Consider the following 23,381-nt stretch of genomic DNA (forward strand, 5'->3'; position numbering starts at 1 on the left):
ATCAGCGTTCGTCGAACGAGATCACGACGCGGGGGGTCAAGGCGTGAGCCTGACAGCTGAGGATGAATCCCGCCGCCACTTCGTGCTTCTCGAGGGCGAAATTCTTATCCATCCGGACCTCCCCCTCGATCAACTTGCAACGGCAGGTGGAACACACGCCGGATTTGCAGGAGAACGGGACGTCCATGCCGGCCCGCGCCGCGGCGTCGAGCAGGCTGGGATCGCTCTTGCGGAACTCGATCTCGCGCGAGACGCCGTCGCGGATCACGACGACCTTCGCAGCTTCCGCGTCCTCCTCGTGGACCTCGTGCGGCGCCGGACGGCCGGTCTGCATCTCCGGCGTGCCGAAGCGCTCGATGTGGATGCGTTCCTCGGGGACGCCCGCCGCGCGCAGCGCGGCCTCGGCCTGCTCGTTCATCTCGAACGGGCCGCAGACGAAGACCTGGTCGATGCCGGCCGCAGGCACGGGGCCGCTGAGGAAATCGCTGAGCTTGGCCTGGTCCAGCCGGCCCGCCATCAGCGGCGAATCGACATGCTCGCGTGAGAACACGTGATGCAGCGTCAGCCGTGTCATGTAGCGGTTCTTCAGGTCCTCGAGTTCTTCCTTGAACATCGTCGTCGCCGGCCGGCGGTTGCCGTAGATCAGCGTGAAGCGGCTCATCGGCTCGCGGGCGAGCACGCTCTTCATGATCGACAGGATCGGCGTGATGCCCGATCCGGCTGCGATGCCGACGAAGTGCCGGCCCGTCGCGGGCTCCAGCGGCACATGGAAACGGCCCTGAGGCGGGAAGACCTGGATCTCGTCGCCGGCCTTCAGGTGCCGGTGGACCCAGGTGGAGAAGGCCCCGCCGTCGACCTGGCGCACGCCGACGCGCAGCTCGCCGTCGTCCACACCGGCGCAGATGGAATAGGACCGGCGCAGGTCCTGGCCGTCGACGTCGCCGCGCAGCGTCAGGTACTGGCCTTGCGTGAAGCGGAAGGTCTCGCGCAGCGCTTCGGGCACGTCGAAGCACAGCACGACGGCGTCGTCGGTGTCCTGGTGCTTGGCGCGCAGGCGCAGCGGGTGGAAGTGCAGGCTCATGGCGATGGCTCAGATCGGCTTGAAATGTTCGAAAGGCTCGCGGCAGGCGACGCAGCGATACAGCGACTTGCAGGCGGTCGAGCCGAAGGCCGACAACTGCTCGGTGTGCGTGCTGCCGCAGCGCGGGCAGGCGATGGCTTCGCGGCGGCGGACGATGCGGATGGGAACGCCCTGCCCTGCGTCCACCGGTCCCGGCGGCGCGATGCCGTACTGGCGCAGCTTCTCGCGGCCCTCGTCGGTGATCCAGTCGGTGGTCCAGGCCGGCGCGCGGCGCATGGTCACGGTCACGGTGCCGAAGCGCGCGAGCGCATCGCGGACGCTCTGCTCGATCGCTTCGGTGGCCGGGCAGCCGGAGTAGGTCGGCGTCAGCACGACCTCGACACCGTCGGCGGTCTCGACCAGGTCGCGCACGATGCCGAGCTCGACCAGCGACACCGCCGGCACCTCGGGATCCAGCACCTGCGACAGCACCTCCCACGCGGCGGACAGGCGTCCGCAGCCGAGGTCGGTCGCACCGGCGTCGGACGACGGCGCGCGCGGTCCGGCCGGCGTCAACGACGACAGCCAGTCGAGGTGCGAAGGCATCGGGGCGGCATTCATGGCGTGTTCATGGGTGTTTGCGGCGCTCGCGCGTTTCCGCGCTCACCACACTCCACCGGGGTAGCTGCGTTGCAGCGATTGCATCGTCGCCAGCATGTGACCCATGTGCTCGCTGTGGACGCCGCGCACGCCGGTGTAGACATGCGGTGTGTCCTTCGGCCGCGCGAGTTGCGCTTCAGCGAGGACCTCGTCCATCGCCGCGTCCCAGTCGGGCTTGAGCGACGACCAGGCCGGGCCCAGGCCGCTGGCTTCGGCGGCGGCATCGATCTCGTCCGACGCGAACAGCTCGTTGACGTAAGGCCACAGCTGCGCGAGCGCGGCCTTCATCCGCTGTGCCGACTCGTCGGTGCCGTCGCCCAGGCGCACGACCCACTCGGCCGCATGCTGCTGGTGATAGCGGACTTCCTTCACCGCCTTCGCGGCGATGGCGGCGACCTCGGCGTCGCTCGACGCCTGCAGCCGCGTCCACATCGGCATCAGCCAGCAGGCGGCGATCAGGTTGCGGGCCTGCGTGAAGGCGAAGTCGCCGCGCGGCAGCTCCATCATCACGGGGTTCAGGTAGTGGCGCTCCTCGCGCAGGTAGGCGAGCTGGTCCTCGTCGAGCGGCTGCTCGTTGAGCTGACCGGCGCGCGTCAGCAGCGCGCGCGACTGGCCCAGCAAGTCGAGCGCGATGTTGCCCAGCGCGAGTTCCTCTTCGAGGATGGGCGCGTGGCCGATCCATTCGGAGATGCGGTGCGACAGCACCAGGCAGGCGTCACCGACGCGCAGCAGGTACTGGACCTCCGCGCGCTGGCCGGGTTGGACGGAAGCGTTCATCGTCCGGTCCTCACATGTGGTCCAGCGATTCGGGCAGGTCATAGAAGGTCGGGTGGCGGTACACCTTGTCCTCCATCGGGTCGAAGTACATGGACTTCTCGCCCGGGTCCGACGCGACGATCGCCGACGACGGCACGACCCAGATGCTCACGCCTTCCTGGCGGCGGGTGTAGACGTCGCGGGCCATCTGCAAGGCCATCTTCGAGTCCGGCGCATGCAGGCTGCCGCAATGCTTGTGGTCCAGGCCCGCCTTGTTGCGGACGAAGACTTCCCACAGGGGCCATTCGTTGGCGCCGGTCGCTTGGTTGATGCTCATGATTCGGATGCTCTGAACTGTTCGTGGCGGAGGCGGCGATCGCGATCGGTGATCGCCGGGATCAAGCCGCCTTGGCTTCGGTGGCGCGCTTCTTCGCGTGGGCGAGCGCGGCGTCGCGGACCCAGGCGCCGTCGTCCCACGCCTTGACGCGGGTGCCCAGGCGCTCGGTGTTGCAGGGCCCGTTGCCGCCGACGACGCGCCAGAACTCGGCCCAGTCGATGGCGCCGAAGTCGTGGTGGTCGCGTTCAGCGTTCCACTTCAGGTCGGGGTCCGGCAGCGTGATGCCGAGCAGTTCGGCCTGCGGCACGGTCGCATCGACGAACTTCTGGCGCAGCTCGTCGTTGGTCAGGCGCTTGATGCCCCAGCGCATCGACTGCTCGGAGTTCGGCGAATCCTTGTCCGCCGGACCGAACATCATCAGCGACGGCCACCACCAGCGGTTCACCGCGTCCTGGACCATCGCCTTCTGCGCGGCCGTGCCCTCGCGCATCATGACCAGCAGGCTCTCGTAGCCCTGGCGCTGGTGGAAGGACTCCTCGCGGCAGATGCGGATCATCGCGCGGGCATACGGGCCGTAGGAGCAGCGGCACAGCGGCACCTGGTTCATGATCGCCGCGCCGTCCACCAGCCAGCCGACCACGCCGATGTCGGCCCAGGTCAGCGTCGGGTAGTTGAAGATCGAGCTGTACTTGGCCTTGCCCGTGTGCAGCGCGTCCAGCATCTGGTCGCGGCTGGTGCCCAGCGTCTCGGCGGCGGAGTACAGGTAGAGCCCGTGCCCGCCCTCGTCCTGCACCTTGGCCAGCAGGATCGCCTTGCGCTTGAGCGTCGGCGCGCGCGTGATCCAGTTGCCTTCCGGCAGCATGCCGACGATCTCCGAATGCGCGTGCTGGCTGATCTGGCGCACCAGCGTCTTGCGGTAGTGCTCCGGCATCCAGTCCTTGGCCTCGATGAAGTCGCCCGCATCGATGCGGGCCTCGAAGGCCTCGTTGCGCTGCTGCTCTTCGGCGGTCTGCAGCTTGGTCGCCTGGTCCTGCGGACCGACGCTCATGGCTTGCGTGTACATGGATGCTCCTTGCTTCCTGCTTCGAAGCGGCGTCCTTGTGGGACACCGCCGCGTGGCCGTCGGATCGCCGTCCGACGGGTTACGAGTTCTTCGGTCTCTGGTCCACGACGCGGCGGGCTTTTCCGACCAGCGTCCGTTCAATCGAATCCGGCGCTCCAACCGTCACACGCGTCGACACGCCGATCAGCGTCTTGATGCGGTGCTGCAGCGACTTCGACATCGCCTGCACATCGCCACCGCCTGCAGCGGACAACTCGCAGCGCACCTCGACCTCGTCGAGGTGGCCGTCGCGGCTGACGACGATCTGGTACTGGCCCGAGAGGCCAGGCTCGGCGAGCACCAGCTCCTCGATCTGCGTCGGGAACAGGTTGACGCCGCGGATGATCAGCATGTCGTCGCTGCGGCCGACGATCTTGCCCATGCGCCGCATGCTGCGCGCCGTCGGCGGCAGCAGGCGCGTGAGGTCGCGTGTGCGGTAGCGGATCACCGGCAGCGCCTCCTTGCTCAGCGAGGTGAACACCAGTTCTCCCTCCGAGCCTTCCGGCAGCACCTCGCCGGTTTCGGGGTCGATGATCTCGGGATAGAAGTGGTCCTCCCAGATCACCGGACCGTCCTTGGTCTCGATGCATTCGCTGGCAACACCTGGCCCCATCACCTCGGACAGGCCGTAGATGTCGACCGCGTCGATGCCGGCCTTCTGTTCGATCTCGCGGCGCATCGCCTCGGTCCAGGGCTCGGCGCCGAAGACGCCGGTCTTCAGCGAGGACGCGCGCGGGTCCAGGCCCTGGCGCACGAACTCCTCGACGATCACCTGCATGTAGCTCGGCGTGACCATGATGACGTCGGGCTTGAAGTCCTGGATCAGCTGGACCTGCTTCTCGGTCTGGCCGCCCGACATCGGGATGACGGTGCAGCCCAGCCGCTCGGCGCCGTAATGTGCGCCCAGGCCGCCGGTGAACAGGCCGTAGCCGTAGGCGATATGGACGATGTCGCCCTTGCGCGTGCCCGCCGCGCGCAGCGATCGCGCGACCAGGTCGGCCCAGGTGTCGATGTCACGCTGCGTGTAGCCGACGACGGTCGGCTTGCCGGTGGTGCCGGACGACGCGTGCACCCGCACCACCTGCTCGCGCGGCACCGCGAAGAGGCCGAACGGGTAGTTGTCGCGCAGGTCCTTCTTCGTCGTGAACGGGAACAGGCGCAGGTCGGCCAGCTCCTTCAGATCGTCCGGATGGACGCCCTTCGCGTCGAACGCGGCCTTGTAGTGCGGCACGTTCTCGTAGGCGTGCTTGAGCGACCACTTCAGGCGCTGCAGCTGCAGCGCGCGCAGCTCGTCCTGGCTGGCGCGCTCGATGGGCTCGAGGTCTTCGGGCTTGAAAGTCTTCACCGTCATGGGTCGTGTCTCCTGACCTGTCCTGTCGTTCCGGGAAGCCGGCGCGCTCAGCGCGCGGCCGCCAGTTCCGGCACCACGGGCTTGCCCTTGATGCGATAGGAACGTCCCCGGAAGACCGCGATCAATTCGTCGCGTTGATTGGTGATGCGGATGTCGTAGACGCCGGTGCGGCCGGCCAGCGAGATCTCGGTGGCGCGCGCGCTCAGCACGTCGCCGAGCCGGGACGGCGCGACGATGTCGATCGCGAAGCCCGAGGCCACCGTCACCTCGTTGTGCGAGTTGCAGGCGAAGGCGAAGCACGAATCGGCCAGCGTCGTGACGAAGCCGCCGTGGCAGATGTCGAAGCCGTTGAGCATGTCCTCGCGCACCGTCATCGACAGCGTCGCCGTGCCGGGGCCGATGGCGTCGATGCGCATGCCCAGGCCCTTCGAGGCGCGGTCGTTGGCGAACATGGTGTCGCGGACCGCTTCGGCCACGCGCTGTGCATCCAAACGGGGATCCAGGGGCTCGCTCATCAACGGTCCTTGAAGGTCGGTTGACGCTTGGTCAGGAAGGCCGCGGCGCCCTCGAGGTAATCGTGCGCGTAACCGAGCTGGCTCTGCAGCCGGGCCTCGAGCTTGAGGGCGTCCTCGAACTCCAGGTCCATCGAGGCATCGAGCGCCTCGCGCGTCTGCACCAGCGCCTTGGTCGGCATCTTCGCGAGCTTCTGCGCGGTGGCCATCGCCTCGCTCTGCAGCTCGGCATCGGCGACGCAGCGCGCGATCAGGCCCCAGGCCTGCGCGTCCGCCGCGGGCAGCTTGTCGCCGAGCAGCGCCAGCTGCATCGCGCGGGCGCGGCCCACGAGGCGCGTCAGCAGCCAGGTGCCGCCGCAATCGGGCACCAGCCCGATCTTGGAGAAGGCCTGGATGAAGGAGGCCGACTGGCCCGCCAGCACGAGGTCGCAGGCGAGCGCGAAGTTCGCGCCCGCGCCCGCGGCCACGCCGTTGACCGCGCAGACGGTCGGCACCGGCATGCTGCGCAGGCGCAGCGCCAGCGGGATGTAGTAGTGGTCGAGCAGGTTGCCGATGTCCTTGGCCTTGGGCTTCTTGTGGGCATCGACCTCGCCAGCATGCTCGTCGAACTCCGGCTTGATGTGGGGATCCGACAGGTCCTGGCCCGCGCAGAACGCGCGGCCGGCACCGGTGATGAGCACCGCCCGCACGGTCTCGTCGTGCGCCGCCTCGTCGAGCGCGATGCGCAACTGGCCGAGCAGGCCGGTCGTGAACGCGTTCAGCGCCTGCGGCCGGTTCAGCGTGAGGACGCGGACGGCGCCCTCGGTGCTGATCAGCAGCGGACTGTCTTCGGCAGCGGTGGATGGGGTCGTGGTGGCGGTGCTCATTCGGCTTGTCTCCTCGGCCGTCGATGGATTCAGCTTTTCGCGGTGTCCCGCAGCTTTTGTTGATCGGTTTCTATTTACCGACCGGTCGGTAGATACTACGAGCCATCGCCGGCCAAGACAAGCCCGGAAACCTGGGGTTACTACCTAGAAAGGAGCCATTCCATGCCCTGCTATGCCATCGACGGCCTGTCGCCCGTCGTCCATCCGAGCGCCTACGTCCACCCGACGGCGGTGCTGATCGGGGACGTGATCGTGGGTCCCGGTTGTTATGTGGGGCCTTGCGCCTCGCTGAGGGGGGACTTCGGGCGCATCCGGCTGATGGCGGGGTCCAACGTGCAGGACACCTGCGTGATCCACGGCTTCCCGGAGTCGGACACCGTCGTCGAGACCAACGGGCACATCGGCCACGGCGCGGTGCTGCATGGCTGCGTGGTGCGGCACGATGCGCTGGTCGGCATGAACGCCGTGGTGATGGACGAGGCGGAGGTCGGCGCGTACAGCATCGTCGCGGCCTGCGCGTTCGTGCGCGCGGGGCTCAAGCTCCCGGAGAAGTCGCTCATCGCGGGCCTGCCCGCGAAGGTGATGCGCCCGCTGACCGACGACGAGATCCGCTGGAAGCGCGTCGGCACCGAGACCTATCAAGACCTGGCGCGGCGCTGCCATGCGAGCCTGGTCGAGGTGACCCCGCTGTCCGAGGAGGAAGCCGACCGCCCTCGCCTGCAGGTAGGAGGGCCGAAGACCCTCGTCGCGACGAAACGCGACGGCGAGGGCTGATCGCCACGACACGACGTTTCGAGACTCCGCAAGGCAAGGCAAGGAACGGGGACGAAATGCAGCGCCGAGCTGCGCCCGCGCACGCAGTACGCGAGCGTCGCTCGCACGCGGGATCCCCCGTGAGTCCCCGGGGAGAGCGCCGGGCTGAAAGAATCGATCGCCATGACGTCCGCCGCCGCTCCGTTGCCTCTGCCCCGCCCGGAGGTACCGCTGTGGCTGCCGGCCTTGTTCATGGTCAGCAGCACACTGGCGATGCACATCTTCGTGCCGGCCCTGCCGCTGGCGGCGGCTGCGCTGGGTGCCACGCCGCATGCGCTGCAGCTGACCATCGGCCTGTACATCGCCGGGCTGGCCGTGGGCCAGCTGGTCTACGGGCCGCTTGCGGACCGCTTCGGCCGTCGGCCGGTGCTGCTGGCCGGACTGTCCCTGTACACGATGGCCGGCGCGGCCGCGGCCCTGGCACCGACCGTCGAATGGCTGATAGGCGCGCGGCTGCTCCAGGCGCTCGGCGGATGCGCGGGCATGGTCCTGGCGCGCACGATCGTGCGCGACACCTCGGCGCTGTCGGACGCCGCCAGCCGGTTGGCCTCGATGAACCTGATCGTGACCGTCGTGCCGGGCATCGCGCCCATCGTCGGCGCGGCGATGGCGCCGGCGCTCGGCTGGCGCAGCATCCTGATCCTGCTGACGGTGCTCGGGCTCGTCGCGATGACGGTCGCCTGGCGGCAGTTGCCGGAAACCGGCCGCCCCGCCCAGGCACAGGACCTGCGCGGACTCGCGCGCGCCTACGGCGGCCTGCTGCGCTCGCCGGTGTTCGTCGGCTACAGCGTGGGCGGCGGGTGCGCGACGGCCGCGATGTACGCCTTCATCGCGGCCGCGCCCTTCATCTACATCGACCGCCTGCACCAGCCGCCGCAGGTCGTCGGCTGGTGCCTGGCGATGCTGGTGTCGGGGATCTGGATGGGCAGCGTGCTGGCGACCCGGCTGCTGCGCCGCGTGCCGATGCGGCCGCTGCTGATCGCCGCGAACGGCGTCAGCGTCGTGGCCGTGTTCGTGCTGCTGGGGCTCGTGCTGGCGGACCGGCTGTCCGTGGCGGGCACCGTGGTGACGATGTTCCTGTTCACGCTGGGCTCCGGCCTCTCGGCACCGATCGCGTTGACGCAGGCGATCAGCGTCGATCCGAAGGTCACCGGTTCCGCCTCGGGGCTCTACGGATGCACGCAGATGGGGGTGGGCGCGATCTGCACTTCGGTGGTCGGCTGGGGCGCGGACCCGGCGCTGGCCGCGGCGCTGGCGCTGTGCACGGCCGGCCTGATCGGTCAGACGGCCTTCTGGATCGCGGGCCGGGCGAGCCCGGCGAGCACGGTCAGGCCAGTTCGGCCTTCCTGATCTCCACGCGGTCGATCAGCCCGCTCACCAGCCCCGACGACAGACCGTCCACGCCTGCGCCGGCACAGGCCGCCGCGCCGGCGGCCACCGCCCAGCGCAGATGGTCCTCGGGGTCCTGCGTGCCGCCGTTCATCAGGCTGTAGAGCAGCCCCGCCATGGCGGCGTCGCCCGCGCCGATGGTGTCGACGACGTGGTCGAGCGGCGGCGGCGCGGCGCTGAGGTCGGCCTTCGGATGGAACAGCTGCGCGCCGCGTTCGCCGAGCGTCAGCATCACGATCGCCCGCGGGTTCCAGGCCGCGATCTGCGCCAGTCCCAGGTGGTGGTCGCGGCTGCGGAACAGGCCGCGGAGGTCTTCGTCCGAGACCTTGATGACGTCCGCCAGCCGGCACATGCGTTCGAGCGTGCGGTCGTAGCGGGAGTCCATGGACATGCGGTAGTTCGGGTCGTAGCTGATGCGCACGCCCTCGTCCTTGAGGGACTCGGCCAGCGCGATCAAGCGGGCCGCGAGCGGTTCGCGCGTCAGGCTGATCGATCCGAAGTGGGCCCAGCGCAGCGCGCGGCGCCAGCCGGCGGGCAAGGCATGCGGGCGGAAGTGCAGGTCGGCGCTGTCGTCGCCGACGAAGGCGTACTCGGGCGGATCGACCTGGTGGACGTAGGCCACCAGCGGCGACTTGGCGAACTGCTGGATGAAGCGCAGGTCCAGGCTGGCATCGGCGCTGGCCTGCCAGATCGCCTGGCCGAACGCGTCCTTGCTGATGCCGCCGGCGAAGGCGCTGAGCTGGCCCAGGCGCGACATCGCGATCGCGACGTTCCAGGGCGAGCCGCCGCTGCGGCTGCGCCAGTGGTCGGGGCCGACGCGGATCATGTCGGTGAGAGCTTCGCCGAAGGAGACGAAGCTGGCCAGGTCCGCATGGACCACGGTCGTGGGGGTCAAGCTCATACCGCGATTCGACCCCCACCGGCCCTGTCGTGCAAGTGACAGGTCCTACAGGGTGACGACGGGCGTTTCGGATGTGTGGCGCACAACCCCGCCCCTCGCGGAGGAGCACAGTTGCTCCCCGAAGGGCCTCCACGGGCGCGGGCGGGCTGGCGGCGGCACAATCCGGTCCATGACCGATGGTGTGATTCCGCTGCTCGATCTGCGCCAGATCGGGCGGACGCCTCCCGTGCCGCATCCGCTGCCGCCGCCCCGCAGCGGCCCGTGGCTGGATGCGCGTGGCCGGCCGCTGCGCGACCTGCGGATCTCCGTCACCGACCGCTGCAACTTCCGCTGCAGCTACTGCATGCCGAAGGACGTGTTCGACAAGGACTACGCCTTCCTCCCCCACCGCGACCTGCTCTCCTTCGAGGAAATCGCCCGCCTGGCCCGCGTCTTCGCCCAGCTCGGCGTCCAGAAGCTGCGCCTGACCGGCGGCGAACCGCTGCTGCGCCGCAACCTCGAGGCGCTGATCGCCCAGTTGGCCGCGTTGCGCACGCCCGAGGGCCTGCCGCTCGATCTCACGCTCACCACCAACGGCTCGCTGCTCGCCCGCAAGGCGCAGGCGCTCAAGGACGCCGGCCTGAACCGCGTCACCGTCAGTCTGGACGCGCTCGACGACGCCATCTTCCGGCGCATGAACGACGTGGACTTCCCCGTCGCCGACGTGCTGCGCGGCATCGAGGCCGCGCACGCCGCAGGCCTGGCGCCGATCAAGGTCAACATGGTCGTCAAGCGCGGCACCAACGACGACCAGATCGTCCCCATGGCGCGCCACTTCCGCGGCACCGGCGTCGTGCTCCGCTTCATCGAATACATGGACGTCGGCATGAGCAACGGCTGGCGCATGGACGAAGTCCTGCCGTCCGCCGAGGTCCTCGCCCGCCTGCGCGAAGACGCCGAACTGCGCGCCGACCTCGTCCCCCTCGCGCCCACGTCCGAAGGCGAGACCGCCTCCCGCTGGGGCTACGCCGACGGCAGCGGCGAGATCGGCCTCATCTCCAGCGTCACGCAGGCCTTCTGCGGCGACTGCAACCGCGCGCGTCTCTCGACTGAAGGACGGCTCTACACCTGCCTCTTCGCCGGCGACGGCCACGACCTGCGCGCGCTGCTGCGCGGCGACGCCACCCACGACGCGCGCACCGACGACGAAATCGCCGCCGCGCTCGGCGCGCTCTGGACACGGCGCAACGACCGCTACTCGGAACTCCGCGCCAGCCTGCCCGCGGCCACGGAATCCGGCCCGGCGCGCCGCGTCGAGATGCACTACATCGGCGGCTGATGCGCGCCACCGCGCTCCTCCTCTGCGGCGGGCGCGCCACGCGCATGGGCGGCGTCGACAAGCCGCTCCAGCCCTTCCGGGGCCGGCCCCTCGTCGAGCATGTGCTCGACCGCGTCGCCCCGCAGACCGGCGGCCGCGTGCTCATCAGCGCCAACCGCCACCTCGACGAGTACCGCCGCCTCGGACATCCCGTCCTCGAGGACACGCTGCCAGACTTCCCCGGACCGCTCGCCGGGATCCTTGCCGGTCTCGAGGCGATCACCGACATCACCTCCGCCGCCACGTCGTCGACGACAGCATTCCCCTCTGCGGCGTCTGCCGCCGCCCCGGCCGGCGACGACTGGCTGCTCGTGGTCAGCGGCGACAGCCCCTGGCTGCCCGAGGACCTTCTCGCCCGTCTTGCTGCCGGCCTCGGCCCCGACAAGACGGCCGCCATGGCGCTCGGTCGCGAGGCCCCGGGCGAGCACCTGCGCAGCCAGCCACTCGCGAGCCTGATCCACGCGAGCCACCGGGCCTCGCTCGATGCCGCGCTGCGCGCGGGCGAACGCCGCGTCGAGGGCTGGCTGTCCGGCCTGCCGCTGGCGCGCGTCGCCTTCGACCGGCCGGACGACGACCACGCCTTCGCCAACATCAACGACAGGAGCGAGCTTGAGCGACTCGAACGACTCCGATAGCGTGCACGTCGACGCGCACGCTGGCGCCATCACGCTGCGTTTGCTGACCGACCGCGACCTGGTCGCCTACAAGGCGCTGCGCGACGCGATGCTGACGCGGCATGAACAGGCCTTCACGTCCGACGCGGAGACGGAGCGCGCCCGCGAGGCTGCGAGCTACCGCGTGCGACTGCATCCGCAGGCGGGCGGCAAGTCGCTGTTCACGCTGGGCGCATGGCGCGGCGACGAGTTGGTCGGCGCGCTGACCTGCGAGCACGAGAACCGCAGGAAGGTGCAGCACATCGCCCACCTGATCGGGATGATGGTGGACGACCGTTTCCGCGGACGCGGCATCGGCAAGCGTCTGTTGCAACAGGCGCTGGCGCTGCTGCGCCGCGAGCCTCGCCTGGAGACGGTCACGCTGAGCGTGACGGCCGGCAACCAGGCCGCGATCACGGTGTATCGGCAGGCGGGCTTCACCCGTTACGGCCACCTGCCCCGCGCCATCCGCCTGTCCGACGGCCGTTACTACGCCAAGGACCTGATGAGTCTCGACCTGCGCCCCTGACCCAAAAAAAGCCAGGCCCGCACACCAAAAGTCCCAAGGCCCGATCGCAGCGAGCCTCACTGGGGCCGGAATGCTGCGGGGGGTTCCCGGAGGGATGCCCCCTGCTGCGTGGAGTGCCCGCGCCCGGCCTCCCGCAGGCGGCGTCAATCGCAAGCGGCATCAGGCGCCGGCGGTATCAATCGCAGGCCGCCGCCGGCCGCGCCGCCACATCGACGTCGACCGTCAGTTCATCCTGGATGGCGAGCAGCCCCCCGAAGACGGAGAACGGCGTGATCCCGAACTCGCTCTGCCGCAGGACGAGCGCGCCTTGGGCGCGCAGCGGCGCATCCCCTGAAGGCCGGACGACCCGCACGGGCACGTCGATCTCGCGGACCTGCCCGTGCCACCGCACCGCGAGCTTGACCGCCAGGACGGGGAACGCCCCTCCCACCGCCGAGCTCCGCATCGAGATCGCCGGGAAGCGTTCGCCGTCGATGGCGCGGAGCATGTTGGTGCGGGTGCCGGCGACGTCGGAGGCCGTGGGCACGCTGGCGAATTCGGGGCCGAGGCCGGCGCGCCATTCGGGCTTGTCGATGCCGATGTCGTCGAGGCGGAAAGCCAACTCCACGCCGGCGTCCGCGATCCCGTCCGAGGGAACGAAGACCTGGCCGTCGAGCCGCTCGACGCCGAGCACGTGGTTGTGCCCGACCTTGGCGAGCCGGCCGGCGCGGAAGACGTGGATGCGGACCTGAGACCCCGCCGCGTCGACGCGATAGAGCCGCCCTTCGCCGCGCTGCTGCGCCGCGAGCCAGGCGGGACACGACGACGGTGGGGGTTCGACGCCCGGCGTCGAGCCCGATGCCGCCGACGCGGCGGGCGGGCCGCTGGCCGTCGCCGCATCCGCCTTCGCCGCGATTGGTGCACTGCCGCATCCCGCGACCGACAGCGCCGCCACGGCGATCGCCGCGACGGTCGCCCCCCTTGCCCACCGGGTCCGCAGAACCGGAGGCACCTCGCTTGCCCGCGTCAACACTTGCATAGGGGTAAACCAAGAGTGGTCAGACTTGCATTCTGAACGGCACAAACAAGCTGGTCGCACTAGCATTGCGACATCACGACGACACCTCGCACGGAGGACTGCCATGGCACGCCAAGCCAACGACCTGATGGCGCAGTACGCCGCCTACCACCGCGACCGCCGCAACATCGCCACGCACTTCGTCGGCATTCCGCTGATCGTCTTCGCGATCGGCGTGCTGCTGGCGCGGGCGCAATTCCACGTCGCCGACTGGACCGTCTCCGCCGCCTGGGTGGTCTGGGGCGCCGCCACCATCTGGTACCTGACCCGCGGCAACTTCGTGCTGGGCCTGTCCACCGCGATCGTCAACGCGGTGCTCATGGCGCTGGCGCATCCGCTGGCGGCGGGCTCCCTCGGCGGCTGGCTCGCCTGGGGCCTGGGCAGCTTCCTCGTCGGATGGATCATCCAGTTCATCGGTCACTATTACGAAGGCCGCAAACCCGCCTTCGTCGACGACCTGATCGGCCTGCTGGTCGGGCCGATGTTCGTCGTCGGCGAAGCGCTCTTCGCGATGGGCTGGGGCCGCGACCTGCTCGCAGAGATCGAACGCCGCGCCGGTCCCACCCATCTGCGCGACTTGACCCACCCCGCCTGAGCCACGCGGCATCAGGGCATCACGACCTCGCTCCTTTGGGGGTCGGGTCTTGATGGGGCTTGCGGTGCGCCGCCAAGGCGCTTATCTTGGGGCGTCCGAATCCCTCAGCGGTTCGCCAGATCCAAGCCAGGATGTCGCCAGGAGGCCCCATGAAACCGGTGTCCGAACTCTTGAAGAACCGCGGCCCGAGCGTCTGGCGCATCACGCCGGAAGCGACGGTGTTCGATGCGCTGCATCTGCTCGCGCAGCATGACGTCGGCGCGCTGCTGGTGATGGAGGGCGAGCGGCTGCTCGGCATCTTCTCGGAGCGCGACTACACCCGCAAGATCGCGCTGCAGGGCCGCGATTCGCGCAGCACCCAGGTCAAGGAGGTCATGACGCCCAACGTGTTCGTCGTGAAGCCGAACACCGAGTGCCGCGAGTGCATGAGCCTGATGAGCCAGCGCAAGATCCGCCACCTCCCGGTGGTCGAGGGTGCGACCGTCGTCGGCATGCTGTCGATCAGAGACTTGATGGACAACATCATTGCCGACGATGAACTCACGATCGCCCAGCTCCAAAGCTACATCTACGGCTAAAGGCTCGCTGCCCTAGCCACCCCAGAACTGCAGCGCGCGGTCGGCGCCCTCTTTCGCCGCGCGCGCCTTGGGTGGTTTGTCCGACGGCGCGGGCGTGCCCATCGCGATCCAGCCGAGCAGCGTCTCGCCCGGCTCGCAGAACGCGGCGATCAATCCCGGATCGCGCGCCTTCGCTCCGCTGAGCATCTTGCCGCCGAAACCGAGCGCCTGCGCGGCGTTCAGGAAGTTCGTCAGCGCCCCGCCCACGCAGGCCCACTGCTCGTGCGCCGGCACCTGGGGATGGCCCATGTCCAGCCGGGCCACCACGGCCACCGTCACCGGCGGCCGTAGCGCGCGTTCCTCGTCCATCGCGAGGCCGGCGGCGTCCTTGCCCGCGCGGCGGGCAGCGTCGGCGAAGAGCGTCGCCATCGAACGTTTCGCCTCGCCGCGCACGACCTTGAACCGGAAAGGCACAAGCCCCGCATGGTCCGGCGCATGCAGCGCGGCCTCGACCATCAGGCGCAGATGCTCGTCGTCGGGTCCGGGTTCGATCAGGTACTTCGGCCCGACCGAAGCACGCGTCAGCAGCAGCTTCAGGGCTTCGTCGTTCATGGCGGTTCTCTTCAATGGCTCTTCAACGATTCAACTTCCGGCGCGCCGCATAGGAGCAGGCGTCGACCAGCATCACCAGCGCCAGCATCGCCAGCAGCACGGTGCAAGTCTCGCGCATCTGGAACAGGCTGAGGTGCAGGCTCAGCATCTGCCCGAGGCCGCCGGCGCCGACCACGCCCAGCACCGTCGCGGCGCGGATGTTGTTCTCCCACCGGTACAGCGTGTAGCTGAGCAGTTGCGGCGCCGCCTGCGGCAAGGTCGCGAACGCGAACACCTGCCAGCGCGAGGCCCCCGCCCAGCGCAGGGCCTGGGCGGTCTGCGGCGGCGCGTTCTCGAGCGCCTCCGCCATCAGGCGGCCGAGCACGCCCGTCGTGTGCAAGGCCAGCGCGAGCGTGCCCGGCATCGGACCCAGGCCGGCGGCGACCAGCAGGATGGCCGCCCAGACCAGTTCCGGCACGCTGCGCAGCGCGTTCAGCAACAGGCGCGAGCCCCAGCGCAGCAGGCCCGGCGGCCGGCTGGCCAGCAGCGCGATCGCGAGCCCGGCCACCGCTGCCAGTCCGCTGCCGAGCGCCGACATCGCCAGCGTTTCCAGCGCCCCCTGGCCGACGCGCGCGAGGAAGGCCGGCGCCCATTGCGGCGGAAAGAACTCCGCGATGAAACGCCCCATCTGCGCGAGCGCGCCGGCGCCGAGCAGTTCGCCCCAACGCAGCGGCAAGGTGACGAAGCTCGCGATCAGGAGCGCCAGCAGCCCGAGCAGCAGGCCCCGCACACCCCAGCGAGCCGACGGCCGGCCGGCGCGCCGCGGCGCTTCCGCGCCCTGCCCGTCCTCGCGCGCGGGACGCAGCCACGCGCTGACCCGGTCCGCCATCGCCACGAGCGCGATGAACACCAGCAGGATGGTCGCGACCTCGCCGCCGGCGAACATCTTGGTCGCGTTGTCCAGTTGCTGGCCGAGCCCGCCGGCGCCGACGAAGCCCAGCACGACCGAGGACCGGATCGCGCATTCCCAGCGGTAGACGGTGTAGCTGACGAGCTCGTCGGCGCAGCCGGGCAGCGTGCCGAAGAGCAGCGCCTGCAGCCGCCCGGCGCCGCCGCGCAGCAACGCCTGCGTCGGCGCGGCGTCGGCGCTCTCGAGGATTTCGGCATAGACCTTGCCGAGCATGCCGCCATAAGACAGCGCGATCGCCAGCACGCCCGCGCCGGGCCCGAGGCCGATCACGCGGACCAGCATCAGCGCCCAGACCAGCTCCGGCACCGAGCGCAGCACGATCAACACCAGGCGCACGATCCCGCGCAGCGCCGCCGGCACCGGGCCCATGCGGCCGGCGACCGCGGACACCGACAGCCGCGCCGTCGCCAGCAGCGCCATCGGCACCGCGATCACCCAGGCGAGCGCCAGCCCCACCGTCGCCATCGCCACGGTGCGCCACGTGTCGACCGCGATCATCGTCAGGAATTCGCCATCGACGCGCGGCGTCAGGAACTGGGCGCCGAAACGCATCGTCGCGCGCAGGCTGCGCGGGTCGAGCAACTCCCACGGCCGGAACTCGCACCAGACCAGCAGCGGCCACAGCAGCACGAGCAACGCGACGGCCAGACCGAGACGACGTGCGGCGGCCGGATCGCGGCGCCACGGGGCGGCGATGGCCGCCGTGGAGAGACCGACGGCCACGGCGGAGCCGCTCGTGCCGCTCGTGCCGCTCGTGCCGTTCCAGCCGTGCGGGCGATCCGCGCTCATCGACACATCGCCTGAGGCACCGATGCCGGCAGCACGGTGTCCTCCGCCGCCATCGGCGGCTCGTTCAGCAGATCCGCGTAGATCTCATCGAGCTGTCGTGCGCCGAGGTCCCGCGGCGGACCGTCGTAGACGAGACGTCCTTCGCGCAACGCGATCACGCGCGGAAACACCCGGCAGGCCAGATCGACCTGGTGCAGGCTGCAGACCAGCGTGCGGTCCTGCGTGCGGGCCGTGTCGCGCAGGACCTCGAGCACGCGCTGCGCGCGCTGCGGGTCCAGCGCCGACAGCGGCTCGTCGGCGAGCCAGAGCCGCGCCTTCGACACCAGCAGCCGCGCGACCGCGACGCGCTGGCGCTCGCCGCCCGAGAGCTGATCGACGCGCGACCAGAGCCGGTCCCCCAGTTCCAACCGGTCCAGCGCGTCGAAGGCGAGCCGCGCCTGTGCCTCGGTCGGGCTGAACAGCATGCGCAGCGTCTGCGCCATCGACGCGCCGGGCAATTGCCCGGCCAGCACCGCAGTGACCACGCGCTGCCGCGGCGGCAGCGGCGGATGCTGGGGCGCCAGCATCAACTCGCGACGCAGCCAGTGGCGATCGCGCGACGACAGGCGCCAGGCGTCCTCGCCCGCGAGCCGCAAAGTCCCCGCGACCGGCGCCAGCGCCAGCGCCATCGCGTGCAGCAGCGAGGTCTTGCCCGCCCCCGACGCGCCGATCAGCGCGACCTGCTCGCCAGTCTCGATGCGCAGCGTCAGCGGCTCGATCAGCGTGCGAGCCCCGGCTCGCAGATGCAGGTCATCCAGTTCCAGCAGACGCATCGCGATCGCCCCGGTTCATTTCAACAGGCCGGCATTCTCGGCCGCGGCCTTGAGGCGCTGGTAGTTCTCCATCCGCGACGGCACATACCGCGTCGCGCTCTGGAGTTCGAGGATCTCCCGCCCTTCCGGCGTCGACGCGTTGAGCTTCAGGAACGCGGCCCTGATCGCGTCACGGGTCGCCCGCGGCATGTCGGCCTGAACACTCCAGCTGGCGTCGTTGTAGGGCGGCGTGGTGAAGAACACGTGGACCGCCGAGGCGTCGACCCGCCCGCCGACGACAAGCCGCTCCCAGACATGGATGTTCAACGCACCGGCATCGGCCTTGCCCGAGGCCACGGCGGCGACGGTGGCGTCATGCGCGCCGGTGAAGAAGACCTGCCGGAAGTCCGCATCGGGCCGGACATTCGCCCGCAACAGGAAGGCGCGCGGCATCAGGTGCCCCGACGTGGACAAGGCCGGGCCGAAGCTGAAGGTCTTCCCCTTCAGGTCCTCGAGCCGCGCGATGCCCGAGCCGGCCCGGGTGATGAAGACGGAGCGGAACTTCTCGTCCTCCTCGCGCTGGACCAGCGGGATGATCCGGCCGCCTGAACGCTCATTGGCCAGCAGGAGCGTGAAGCCGCCGAGCACCGCGAGATCGACCCGCTTGTCGACCATCGCGTCGACGACGGCCGCGTAATCGGCGATCGGCGTCCACACGATCCTCATGCCGAGTTCCTTCTCCAGGTAGAGGCCGAGCGGCGCGAACTTGCGGGTGATCTCGGTGGGCGACTCGCCGGGAACGATGGTCACGCGCAGGACCTCCGGCGTCTGCGCCCGCGCGGGTCCGGCAGCGCCCGCCGCCAGAAGCGCCGCCATGAGCGCCACCACCCACACCGCGACGGCGAGCGACCGCATCACTGGACGGCGGTGTCGCAAGGCGTCGGGCATGGCGGCCTCCGCTCAGCTCACTTCAGCAGGCCGGCGTTCTCCGCCGCGGCCTTGATGCCGGCGTAGTTCTCCGGCTGCGTGGGCACGAACTTGGTCGCGCGCTGCAGGTCGAGGATCTCCTTGCCTTCCGGCGTCGACGGGCTGAGCTTCAGGAACGCGGCCTTGAGCTTCTCCTTCGTCGCGGCCGGCATGTCGGCATGGACGCTCCAGTTGTAGTCGTAGTAGGGCGGCGTCGTGAAGAAGACCTTGACCTGGGCGGTGTCGACCTTCTTCTCGGAGACCAGCTTTTCCCAGACGGAGATGTTCAAGGCGCCCGCGTCGACCTTGCCCGAGGACACGGCGGCGACGGTGGCGTCATGCGCGCCGGAGAAGGAGATGCGCTTGAGGTCGGCGTCGGGGTTGATCTTCGCGGCCAGCAGGAAGGACCGCGGCATCAGGTGACCCGAGGTCGACGACGCGGAGCCGAAGCTGAGCGTCTTGCCTTTCAGGTCCTCGAGTTTCGTGATGCCCGACTTCGCATCGGTGATGAAGACGGAGCGAAACTTCTCGTCCTCCTCGCGCTGGACCAGCGGGACGATCTTGCCGCCCGAGCGCACGTTGGCCTGCACGAAGGTGAAGCCACCGAACCAGGCCAGGTCGACCTTCTTGTTGACGACGGCCTCGACGGCGGCGGCGTAGTCGGTGACGGGCGTCCACTCGACCTTCACGCCGAGTTCCTTCTCCAGGTACTTGCCCAGCGGCGCGAACTTGCGCGATAGCTCGGTCGGCGACTCATCGGGGATGGCGGTCACGCGCAGCACCTGCTGCGCCATCGCCGGGCCGGCGATAAGCGCCGCGGCAACGATTCCCTGCAGCGCACGGCTGACTTGTCGGAAGAGGCTAGGCATCGGAGGCTCCAGTCAAAACGGTCGCAGTCAATGAAATTGCCGCCCCTAGGGCGGCCGCACGAACCAGCGACGTCGGATGGCCGAAGCGAGCGGCCCGAGGTTGCGCCGAGGCGCGCAGCCGTACTTCTGTACGGCGAGCACCACAGGCGCAAGATCGGGCCGCGCAGCCGGCAAGCCTATGTTGCTGGCGGAGAGACATGGGAGTCGAACCCACCCGGCGATGCGTGGCATCGCCCACCGGATTTGAAGTCCGGCCGATCCACCAGGATCGTTGTCTCTCCATTGATCGTTGCGCGTTCATGCGGTCTCGGCGGTGTCGACGCGCGTCGCGCCACCGCCCTCATGATCGTCGATGAACAGGCGGCTGTCGGTGCGCAGCCGGTGCGCGTCGCCGACGCGCCGCAGCACGCCGACCTTGTCGAAGAATTCCAGCACCTGGATCGCGCGCTTGCGTCCGAGGCCGCTGCGGTCGCGGAACACCGCGGCCTTCACGTCGCCGCCGATCGCCGAGGCCCGCGCGATGCGCGCCAGCTCGTGGACCGCCGCCGGCGCGTAGTACAGGTCCTTGACGACCTGGAACAGTTCGCCGCGCTGCGACAGCCGCGCCAGCATCGTGCGCACCAGCGCCTCGGGCTCGTGCGCGTCCTTGGCCAGGTCGCGCGCCCAGACGCCCTCGAAGCCCGCCGACAGCAGCCGCGGCATCACCTTCTGCGCGAGGCGTTCGTCGAGCGCCGACAACTGGACGCCGTGCGCCGGCAGATGCGCCGACGCCCCGCTGATCGTCACCTGGCCGGCCGACGCCATCCGCCGCACGAGCGCCTGCCACAGCGGCTCCGCCATCCGCGGCGCGGCGAGCCGCCGCCAGCGGGCGAGGTCGGGACCCAGCTCCTCGGATTGCTCCTCGTGATAACGCGCCAGCCGTGCCAGCGCGGTGGCTTCCCACTGCGCCGTCTGCGCGGCGCCGAGCGCCCAGACCGGTCCGTCGGCGCCGGGCACGATCGTCGACGCGCCGGTGTCCCCCAGCAGCGCGACGCGCGCATCGCCCGACACCCCCTGCCCCGCGGCGAATCGCGCGAGATCGACGCCCATCGGTGCCTGCGCCAGCAAGCCGGCCAGCCGTCGCGCGGGCGAGTCCGCCGTCAGCGCGATGAGTTCCACAAGCCGCTGCGGCGTGCGGCGATACCGCGCCGGCGCCTGCGGATCGAGCACGACACCGCCGGCCAGCGCGCGCGTCGCGGACGCGTCGCGCAGCACCACGCGGTCACCGGCCCACGCACCGATCGGTCGATGCAGCACGAGTTGGACGAAGCCCTCCGCGCCGGGCTGCAGCGCGTCGAGCGCCGCACCGTCGAGGCCGCCCAGCACCGCCACGGATCCGGTGACCTGCTCCGCGCCGACATGCACATGCACCGGCGCGCCGCCGCGCAGCGCGCGGGCTTCCCCGGGCCAGAGCCGCAGGCGCGCGTCGAAGCGGTCCGTCCACTGCGCGACCTCGGGCGCGGCCAGCCACTGGCCGCGTTCGACCTCGTCCTTCTCCAGCCCGGCGAGGCCGATGGCGACGCGCTGTCCGGCCCAGGCCCGCTCCGCCGGCTCGTTCTGCGCATGCAGGCTGCGCACGCGGCCGCGCCGCGGCGACTGCCCGGACGCGGGCGGCAGCAGCACGAGTTCGTCGCCGATGAGCACCTCACCCGCGTGCGCGGTGCCGGTGCAGACCGTACCGACACCGGCAAGGCTGAACACCCGGTCCACCGCGAGCCGGAAGGCCCGTCCGACGACCTCGCGCGGCGGCAAGGCCTTCGCTTCGGCGATCAGGTGCGCGCGCAACTCGCGCACGCCCTCGCCGGCGGTCGCGGCGACCTCGAACACCGGCGCGTCCGCCAGCGGCGTGCCGGCCACCAGCGCGCGGATCTCCTCGCGCCGCTGCGCGCGTGTCGCCGCGTCCACGCGGTCGCACTTCGTCAGCGCGATCGTCCCGCGCGGGATCCCGAGCAGCGTCAGCAGCGCCAGGTGCTCGCGGGTCTGCGGCATCACGCCGTCATCGGCGGCGACCAGCAGCAGCGCATGGTCGATGCCGGTCGCGCCGGACAACATCGTGTGCACGAGGCGCTCGTGTCCCGGGACGTCGACGAATCCGATGCGCAGCCCCTGTCGTCCATCGCGCTCGCGCTGGCCGTCACCTTCATCCCGGTCGTCGTCCTTGCCGGCGACGGTTTGCGCGTCAGCACTCGCCCCCGCGTCCAGGAACGCGTACCCGAGCGCGATGCTGATGCCGCGCCGTTTCTCCTCCGGCAAGCGGTCCGTGTCGACGCCCGTCAGCGCCTTCACCAGCGTCGTCTTGCCATGGTCGATGTGGCCGGCGGTTCCGACGATCACGCGAGCCTCTCCTTCAGCTGCGCGAGCTGCTCGATGAAATCGGGCTCCTCGCGCGCCTCGTCGAGGCAGCGCAGATCCATCCAGAGTTCATCCGCCTGCACGCGCGCGATGACCGGCAGCGGCAGCGCGCGCAGCGCCGTGAGCAGCTCGTCGAGCGCGCGCCCGACGCCCCGCCTGCCCGGCAGCCGCGGCGTCAGCACCAGCCCCGCCGACGGCAGCGTCTCCACCGGCAGCGAGCCCGAGCCGATCTGCCCGCGCATCGCGCTCACCCGCGCGTCGAAGCGCGGCGCGACGGCGTCTTCCACGCGCGCCAGCAGCCGTTCCGCCTGCGCCTCGATCTGGTCGACCGGACGCGTCAGCAGCCGCAGCGTCGGCAGGTCCTGCGTCAGCCGGTCCGGCTGCAGGTACAGGCGCAGCGTTGCCTCCAGCGCGGCCATCGGAAGCTTGGACAGGCGCAATGCGCGCTTCATCGGGAACTTGCGGATCTTCTGCACCAGGTCCCTGCGCCCGACGATGAGCCCGGCCTGCGGCCCGCCCAGCAGCTTGTCGCCGCTGAAGGTCACGATGTCGCAGCCGTCGGCCAGCATTGCCTGCGGCAGCGGCTCGGCCGGCAGCCCCCATTGCGCCAGGTCGACCAGCGAGCCGCTCCCGAGGTCCGTCATCAGCGGCACGCCCGCGGCCTTGGCGATCGGGGCCAGCTCGGCCTCGCTCACCGACGAGGTGAAGCCCTGGATCGCGTAGTTGCTGGTGTGGACCTTCAGCAGCAGCGCGGTGTCCGGGCCGAGGGCCGCCTGGTAGTCCCGCGCATGCGTGCGGTTCGTCGTGCCGACCTCGACCAGCCGCGCCCCCGCCGCCGCCATCACGTCGGGCATGCGGAACGCGCCGCCGATCTCGACCAGCTCGCCGCGCGACACGACGGCTTCCTTGCCGCCGGCCAGCGCGGCGATGCCCAGCAGCACCGCGGCGGCGTTGTTGTTGACGACGGTCGCCGCCTCGGCGCCGGTGATGTCGCACAGCAGCGATTCGACGAGGCTGTCGCGGTCCCCCCGTTCGCCGCGCGCGAGATCGAACTCCAGGTTGTTGGGCGAGCTCATGCAGGCCAGCACATGGCGCAGGGCCTCGTCGGCGAGCAGCGCGCGGCCCAGGTTGGTGTGCAGCACCGTGCCGGTGAGGTTGATCACGCGGCGCATGCGCGGCGCGAGGCGCTCGACGCAATGGCGCTCGAGCTCGGCCGGCAGGTGGTGGAGCTCATCCACCGTCAGCGTGCCGGCCAGCGCGCGCTCGCGCGAGGCTTCGAGCAGCCGGCGCGCCTCGGCCGCCACGAAGGCATGGCCGTGTCGCGCCATCAGGTGGGTCACCGCCGGATCGCGCAGCAGGCGATCGACGGACGGCAGATCCTTCGGGGCCGCAGCCGCGGCGCGCGGCGCGGCATGCCCGCGCGAGGGAACGGAGCGATCGTCGAGCGCGGCCGGGTCGTTGCTGCTGACCGGGGAGCCTGCCGTCGGACCATGAACCATGGATGCCTCGGGCTTCATGC

General features: G+C 70.4%; 24 protein-coding genes and 1 tRNA gene. 7 read left to right on the forward strand and 18 right to left on the reverse strand.

Translation table 11 applies throughout. The features are described 5' to 3' along the window. Position 1 precedes the first annotated feature (1 nt). From paaE to AC07OZ_RS17775, 8 genes are all read right to left on the reverse strand, one after another. Positions 2 to 1,081, reverse strand: a complete 1,080-nt coding sequence (gene paaE / locus AC07OZ_RS17740) for a 1,2-phenylacetyl-CoA epoxidase subunit PaaE (RefSeq protein WP_495468405.1) — start codon at positions 1,079 to 1,081, stop codon at positions 2 to 4. Positions 1,082 to 1,090: 9 nt separating this feature from the next. Further along, positions 1,091 to 1,681: a 1,2-phenylacetyl-CoA epoxidase subunit PaaD gene (gene paaD, locus AC07OZ_RS17745; RefSeq protein WP_495468406.1), complete on the reverse strand. Its 591-nt coding sequence runs from the start codon at positions 1,679 to 1,681 to the stop codon at positions 1,091 to 1,093. Between the two features lie 42 nt (positions 1,682 to 1,723). Beyond that, positions 1,724 to 2,497, reverse strand: a complete 774-nt coding sequence (paaC, locus tag AC07OZ_RS17750; RefSeq protein ID WP_495468407.1) for a 1,2-phenylacetyl-CoA epoxidase subunit PaaC — start codon at positions 2,495 to 2,497, stop codon at positions 1,724 to 1,726. Positions 2,498 to 2,507: 10 nt separating this feature from the next. After that, positions 2,508 to 2,813, reverse strand: coding sequence for a 1,2-phenylacetyl-CoA epoxidase subunit PaaB (gene paaB / locus AC07OZ_RS17755; RefSeq protein ID WP_495468408.1), 306 nt, complete (start codon positions 2,811 to 2,813; stop codon positions 2,508 to 2,510). 61 nt (positions 2,814 to 2,874) lie between these two features. Further along, complete coding sequence (paaA, locus tag AC07OZ_RS17760; protein WP_495468409.1) at positions 2,875 to 3,876, reverse strand: 1,2-phenylacetyl-CoA epoxidase subunit PaaA; 1,002 nt, start codon at positions 3,874 to 3,876, stop codon at positions 2,875 to 2,877. Between the two features lie 79 nt (positions 3,877 to 3,955). Further along, a complete protein-coding gene (gene paaK / locus AC07OZ_RS17765) occupies positions 3,956 to 5,266 on the reverse strand; it encodes a phenylacetate--CoA ligase PaaK (RefSeq protein ID WP_495468410.1) in 1,311 nt (436 codons plus the stop codon). A 47-nt stretch (positions 5,267 to 5,313) separates the two neighbouring features. Continuing rightward, positions 5,314 to 5,781: a hydroxyphenylacetyl-CoA thioesterase PaaI gene (gene paaI, locus AC07OZ_RS17770; protein ID WP_495468411.1), complete on the reverse strand. Its 468-nt coding sequence runs from the start codon at positions 5,779 to 5,781 to the stop codon at positions 5,314 to 5,316. Further along, entirely contained in the window at positions 5,781 to 6,644 is an 864-nt protein-coding gene (locus AC07OZ_RS17775; protein WP_495468412.1) for an enoyl-CoA hydratase-related protein, read from the reverse strand. Before AC07OZ_RS17775 ends, paaI begins: the two co-directional genes overlap by 1 nt. Positions 6,645 to 6,806: 162 nt before the next feature. On the opposite strand from AC07OZ_RS17775, the gene AC07OZ_RS17780 reads away from it, so the two are divergent. Together AC07OZ_RS17780 and AC07OZ_RS17785 are read left to right on the forward strand one after the other, a co-directional pair. Next, positions 6,807 to 7,418, forward strand: coding sequence for a phenylacetic acid degradation protein PaaY (locus tag AC07OZ_RS17780; protein WP_495468413.1), 612 nt, complete (start codon positions 6,807 to 6,809; stop codon positions 7,416 to 7,418). Between the two features lie 162 nt (positions 7,419 to 7,580). Further along, positions 7,581 to 8,807, forward strand: coding sequence for a multidrug effflux MFS transporter (locus tag AC07OZ_RS17785; protein WP_495468414.1), 1,227 nt, complete (start codon positions 7,581 to 7,583; stop codon positions 8,805 to 8,807). Here AC07OZ_RS17785 and AC07OZ_RS17790 read toward each other — a convergent pair. Further along, positions 8,785 to 9,747, reverse strand: coding sequence for a carbohydrate kinase family protein (locus AC07OZ_RS17790; protein WP_495468415.1), 963 nt, complete (start codon positions 9,745 to 9,747; stop codon positions 8,785 to 8,787). The genes AC07OZ_RS17785 and AC07OZ_RS17790 overlap by 23 nt on opposite strands. 169 nt (positions 9,748 to 9,916) lie before the next feature. On the opposite strand from AC07OZ_RS17790, the gene moaA reads away from it, so the two are divergent. From moaA to AC07OZ_RS17805, 3 genes are read left to right on the forward strand one after another with little or no spacing between them, the layout of a single operon-like run. After that, the gene (moaA, locus tag AC07OZ_RS17795) at positions 9,917 to 11,065 is read left to right on the forward strand and encodes a GTP 3',8-cyclase MoaA (protein ID WP_495468416.1); all 1,149 of its coding nucleotides are present in this window, start codon (positions 9,917 to 9,919) and stop codon (positions 11,063 to 11,065) included. Then, positions 11,065 to 11,739 carry a molybdenum cofactor guanylyltransferase MobA gene (gene mobA, locus AC07OZ_RS17800; RefSeq protein ID WP_495468417.1) on the forward strand — a complete coding sequence of 225 codons (675 nt, stop codon included), beginning with the start codon at positions 11,065 to 11,067 and terminating at the stop codon, positions 11,737 to 11,739. Before moaA ends, mobA begins: the two co-directional genes overlap by 1 nt. Then, on the forward strand, positions 11,714 to 12,286 hold the full coding sequence (locus AC07OZ_RS17805; RefSeq protein ID WP_495468418.1) for a GNAT family N-acetyltransferase: 573 nt from the start codon (positions 11,714 to 11,716) through the stop codon (positions 12,284 to 12,286). Before mobA ends, AC07OZ_RS17805 begins: the two co-directional genes overlap by 26 nt. A gap of 175 nt (positions 12,287 to 12,461) precedes the next feature. On the opposite strand, the gene AC07OZ_RS17810 is transcribed toward AC07OZ_RS17805, so the two are convergent. Then, positions 12,462 to 13,220, reverse strand: coding sequence for a YceI family protein (locus AC07OZ_RS17810; RefSeq protein WP_495468419.1), 759 nt, complete (start codon positions 13,218 to 13,220; stop codon positions 12,462 to 12,464). Between the two features lie 187 nt (positions 13,221 to 13,407). Between AC07OZ_RS17810 and AC07OZ_RS17815 the strand changes: the two genes are divergently transcribed. Then, positions 13,408 to 13,938 (forward strand): Mpo1 family 2-hydroxy fatty acid dioxygenase, encoded by a 531-nt coding sequence (locus tag AC07OZ_RS17815; protein WP_495468420.1) that lies wholly within the window; start codon positions 13,408 to 13,410, stop codon positions 13,936 to 13,938. Positions 13,939 to 14,087: 149 nt separating this feature from the next. Then, positions 14,088 to 14,516, forward strand: coding sequence for a CBS domain-containing protein (locus AC07OZ_RS17820; RefSeq protein WP_495468421.1), 429 nt, complete (start codon positions 14,088 to 14,090; stop codon positions 14,514 to 14,516). Between the two features lie 12 nt (positions 14,517 to 14,528). On the opposite strand, the gene AC07OZ_RS17825 is transcribed toward AC07OZ_RS17820, so the two are convergent. From AC07OZ_RS17825 to selA, 8 genes are all read right to left on the reverse strand, one after another. Beyond that, a complete protein-coding gene (locus AC07OZ_RS17825) occupies positions 14,529 to 15,107 on the reverse strand; it encodes a nitroreductase family protein (protein WP_495468422.1) in 579 nt (192 codons plus the stop codon). Positions 15,108 to 15,129: 22 nt separating this feature from the next. Next, positions 15,130 to 16,845, reverse strand: a complete 1,716-nt coding sequence (gene phnE / locus AC07OZ_RS17830; RefSeq protein ID WP_495468423.1) for a phosphonate ABC transporter, permease protein PhnE — start codon at positions 16,843 to 16,845, stop codon at positions 15,130 to 15,132. After that, positions 16,842 to 17,657: a phosphonate ABC transporter ATP-binding protein gene (locus AC07OZ_RS17835; protein ID WP_495468424.1), complete on the reverse strand. Its 816-nt coding sequence runs from the start codon at positions 17,655 to 17,657 to the stop codon at positions 16,842 to 16,844. Before AC07OZ_RS17835 ends, phnE begins: the two co-directional genes overlap by 4 nt. A gap of 15 nt (positions 17,658 to 17,672) precedes the next feature. Next, on the reverse strand, positions 17,673 to 18,512 hold the full coding sequence (locus tag AC07OZ_RS17840; protein ID WP_495468551.1) for a putative selenate ABC transporter substrate-binding protein: 840 nt from the start codon (positions 18,510 to 18,512) through the stop codon (positions 17,673 to 17,675). Between the two features lie 89 nt (positions 18,513 to 18,601). After that, positions 18,602 to 19,471: a putative selenate ABC transporter substrate-binding protein gene (locus tag AC07OZ_RS17845; RefSeq protein ID WP_495468425.1), complete on the reverse strand. Its 870-nt coding sequence runs from the start codon at positions 19,469 to 19,471 to the stop codon at positions 18,602 to 18,604. A gap of 185 nt (positions 19,472 to 19,656) precedes the next feature. Further along, positions 19,657 to 19,752: transfer RNA gene (locus AC07OZ_RS17850), tRNA-Sec, on the reverse strand. A gap of 16 nt (positions 19,753 to 19,768) precedes the next feature. After that, entirely contained in the window at positions 19,769 to 21,844 is a 2,076-nt protein-coding gene (gene selB / locus AC07OZ_RS17855; RefSeq protein ID WP_495468426.1) for a selenocysteine-specific translation elongation factor, read from the reverse strand. Then, the gene (selA, locus tag AC07OZ_RS17860; RefSeq protein ID WP_495468427.1) at positions 21,841 to 23,379 is read right to left on the reverse strand and encodes an L-seryl-tRNA(Sec) selenium transferase; all 1,539 of its coding nucleotides are present in this window, start codon (positions 23,377 to 23,379) and stop codon (positions 21,841 to 21,843) included. Before selA ends, selB begins: the two co-directional genes overlap by 4 nt. Between the last annotated feature and the right edge of the window lie 2 nt (positions 23,380 to 23,381).

Source organism: Roseateles sp. GW821-FHT09G03 (assembly GCF_059416045.1).

Excerpts from the sequence above, each read along its gene's own strand:
- AC07OZ_RS17840 (WP_495468551.1), bottom strand. The coding sequence starts at position 18,512 with ATGGCGGCGCTTCTGGCGGCGGGCGCTGCCGGACCCGCGCGGGCGCAG.
- paaC (WP_495468407.1), bottom strand. The coding sequence starts at position 2,497 with ATGAACGCTTCCGTCCAACCCGGCCAGCGCGCGGAGGTCCAGTACCTG.
- AC07OZ_RS17845 (WP_495468425.1), bottom strand. The coding sequence starts at position 19,471 with ATGCCTAGCCTCTTCCGACAAGTCAGCCGTGCGCTGCAGGGAATCGTT.
- phnE (WP_495468423.1), bottom strand. The coding sequence starts at position 16,845 with ATGAGCGCGGATCGCCCGCACGGCTGGAACGGCACGAGCGGCACGAGC.
- moaA (WP_495468416.1), top strand. The coding sequence starts at position 9,917 with ATGACCGATGGTGTGATTCCGCTGCTCGATCTGCGCCAGATCGGGCGG.
- AC07OZ_RS17815 (WP_495468420.1), top strand. The coding sequence starts at position 13,408 with ATGGCACGCCAAGCCAACGACCTGATGGCGCAGTACGCCGCCTACCAC.
- AC07OZ_RS17820 (WP_495468421.1), top strand. The coding sequence starts at position 14,088 with ATGAAACCGGTGTCCGAACTCTTGAAGAACCGCGGCCCGAGCGTCTGG.
- AC07OZ_RS17825 (WP_495468422.1), bottom strand. The coding sequence starts at position 15,107 with ATGAACGACGAAGCCCTGAAGCTGCTGCTGACGCGTGCTTCGGTCGGG.
- selA (WP_495468427.1), bottom strand. The coding sequence starts at position 23,379 with ATGAAGCCCGAGGCATCCATGGTTCATGGTCCGACGGCAGGCTCCCCG.
- mobA (WP_495468417.1), top strand. The coding sequence starts at position 11,065 with ATGCGCGCCACCGCGCTCCTCCTCTGCGGCGGGCGCGCCACGCGCATG.
- paaB (WP_495468408.1), bottom strand. The coding sequence starts at position 2,813 with ATGAGCATCAACCAAGCGACCGGCGCCAACGAATGGCCCCTGTGGGAA.
- AC07OZ_RS17835 (WP_495468424.1), bottom strand. The coding sequence starts at position 17,657 with ATGCGTCTGCTGGAACTGGATGACCTGCATCTGCGAGCCGGGGCTCGC.
- AC07OZ_RS17780 (WP_495468413.1), top strand. The coding sequence starts at position 6,807 with ATGCCCTGCTATGCCATCGACGGCCTGTCGCCCGTCGTCCATCCGAGC.
- AC07OZ_RS17775 (WP_495468412.1), bottom strand. The coding sequence starts at position 6,644 with ATGAGCACCGCCACCACGACCCCATCCACCGCTGCCGAAGACAGTCCG.
- paaA (WP_495468409.1), bottom strand. The coding sequence starts at position 3,876 with ATGTACACGCAAGCCATGAGCGTCGGTCCGCAGGACCAGGCGACCAAG.
- paaK (WP_495468410.1), bottom strand. The coding sequence starts at position 5,266 with ATGACGGTGAAGACTTTCAAGCCCGAAGACCTCGAGCCCATCGAGCGC.
- AC07OZ_RS17790 (WP_495468415.1), bottom strand. The coding sequence starts at position 9,747 with ATGAGCTTGACCCCCACGACCGTGGTCCATGCGGACCTGGCCAGCTTC.
- paaD (WP_495468406.1), bottom strand. The coding sequence starts at position 1,681 with ATGAATGCCGCCCCGATGCCTTCGCACCTCGACTGGCTGTCGTCGTTG.
- paaE (WP_495468405.1), bottom strand. The coding sequence starts at position 1,081 with ATGAGCCTGCACTTCCACCCGCTGCGCCTGCGCGCCAAGCACCAGGAC.
- AC07OZ_RS17785 (WP_495468414.1), top strand. The coding sequence starts at position 7,581 with ATGACGTCCGCCGCCGCTCCGTTGCCTCTGCCCCGCCCGGAGGTACCG.
- paaI (WP_495468411.1), bottom strand. The coding sequence starts at position 5,781 with ATGAGCGAGCCCCTGGATCCCCGTTTGGATGCACAGCGCGTGGCCGAA.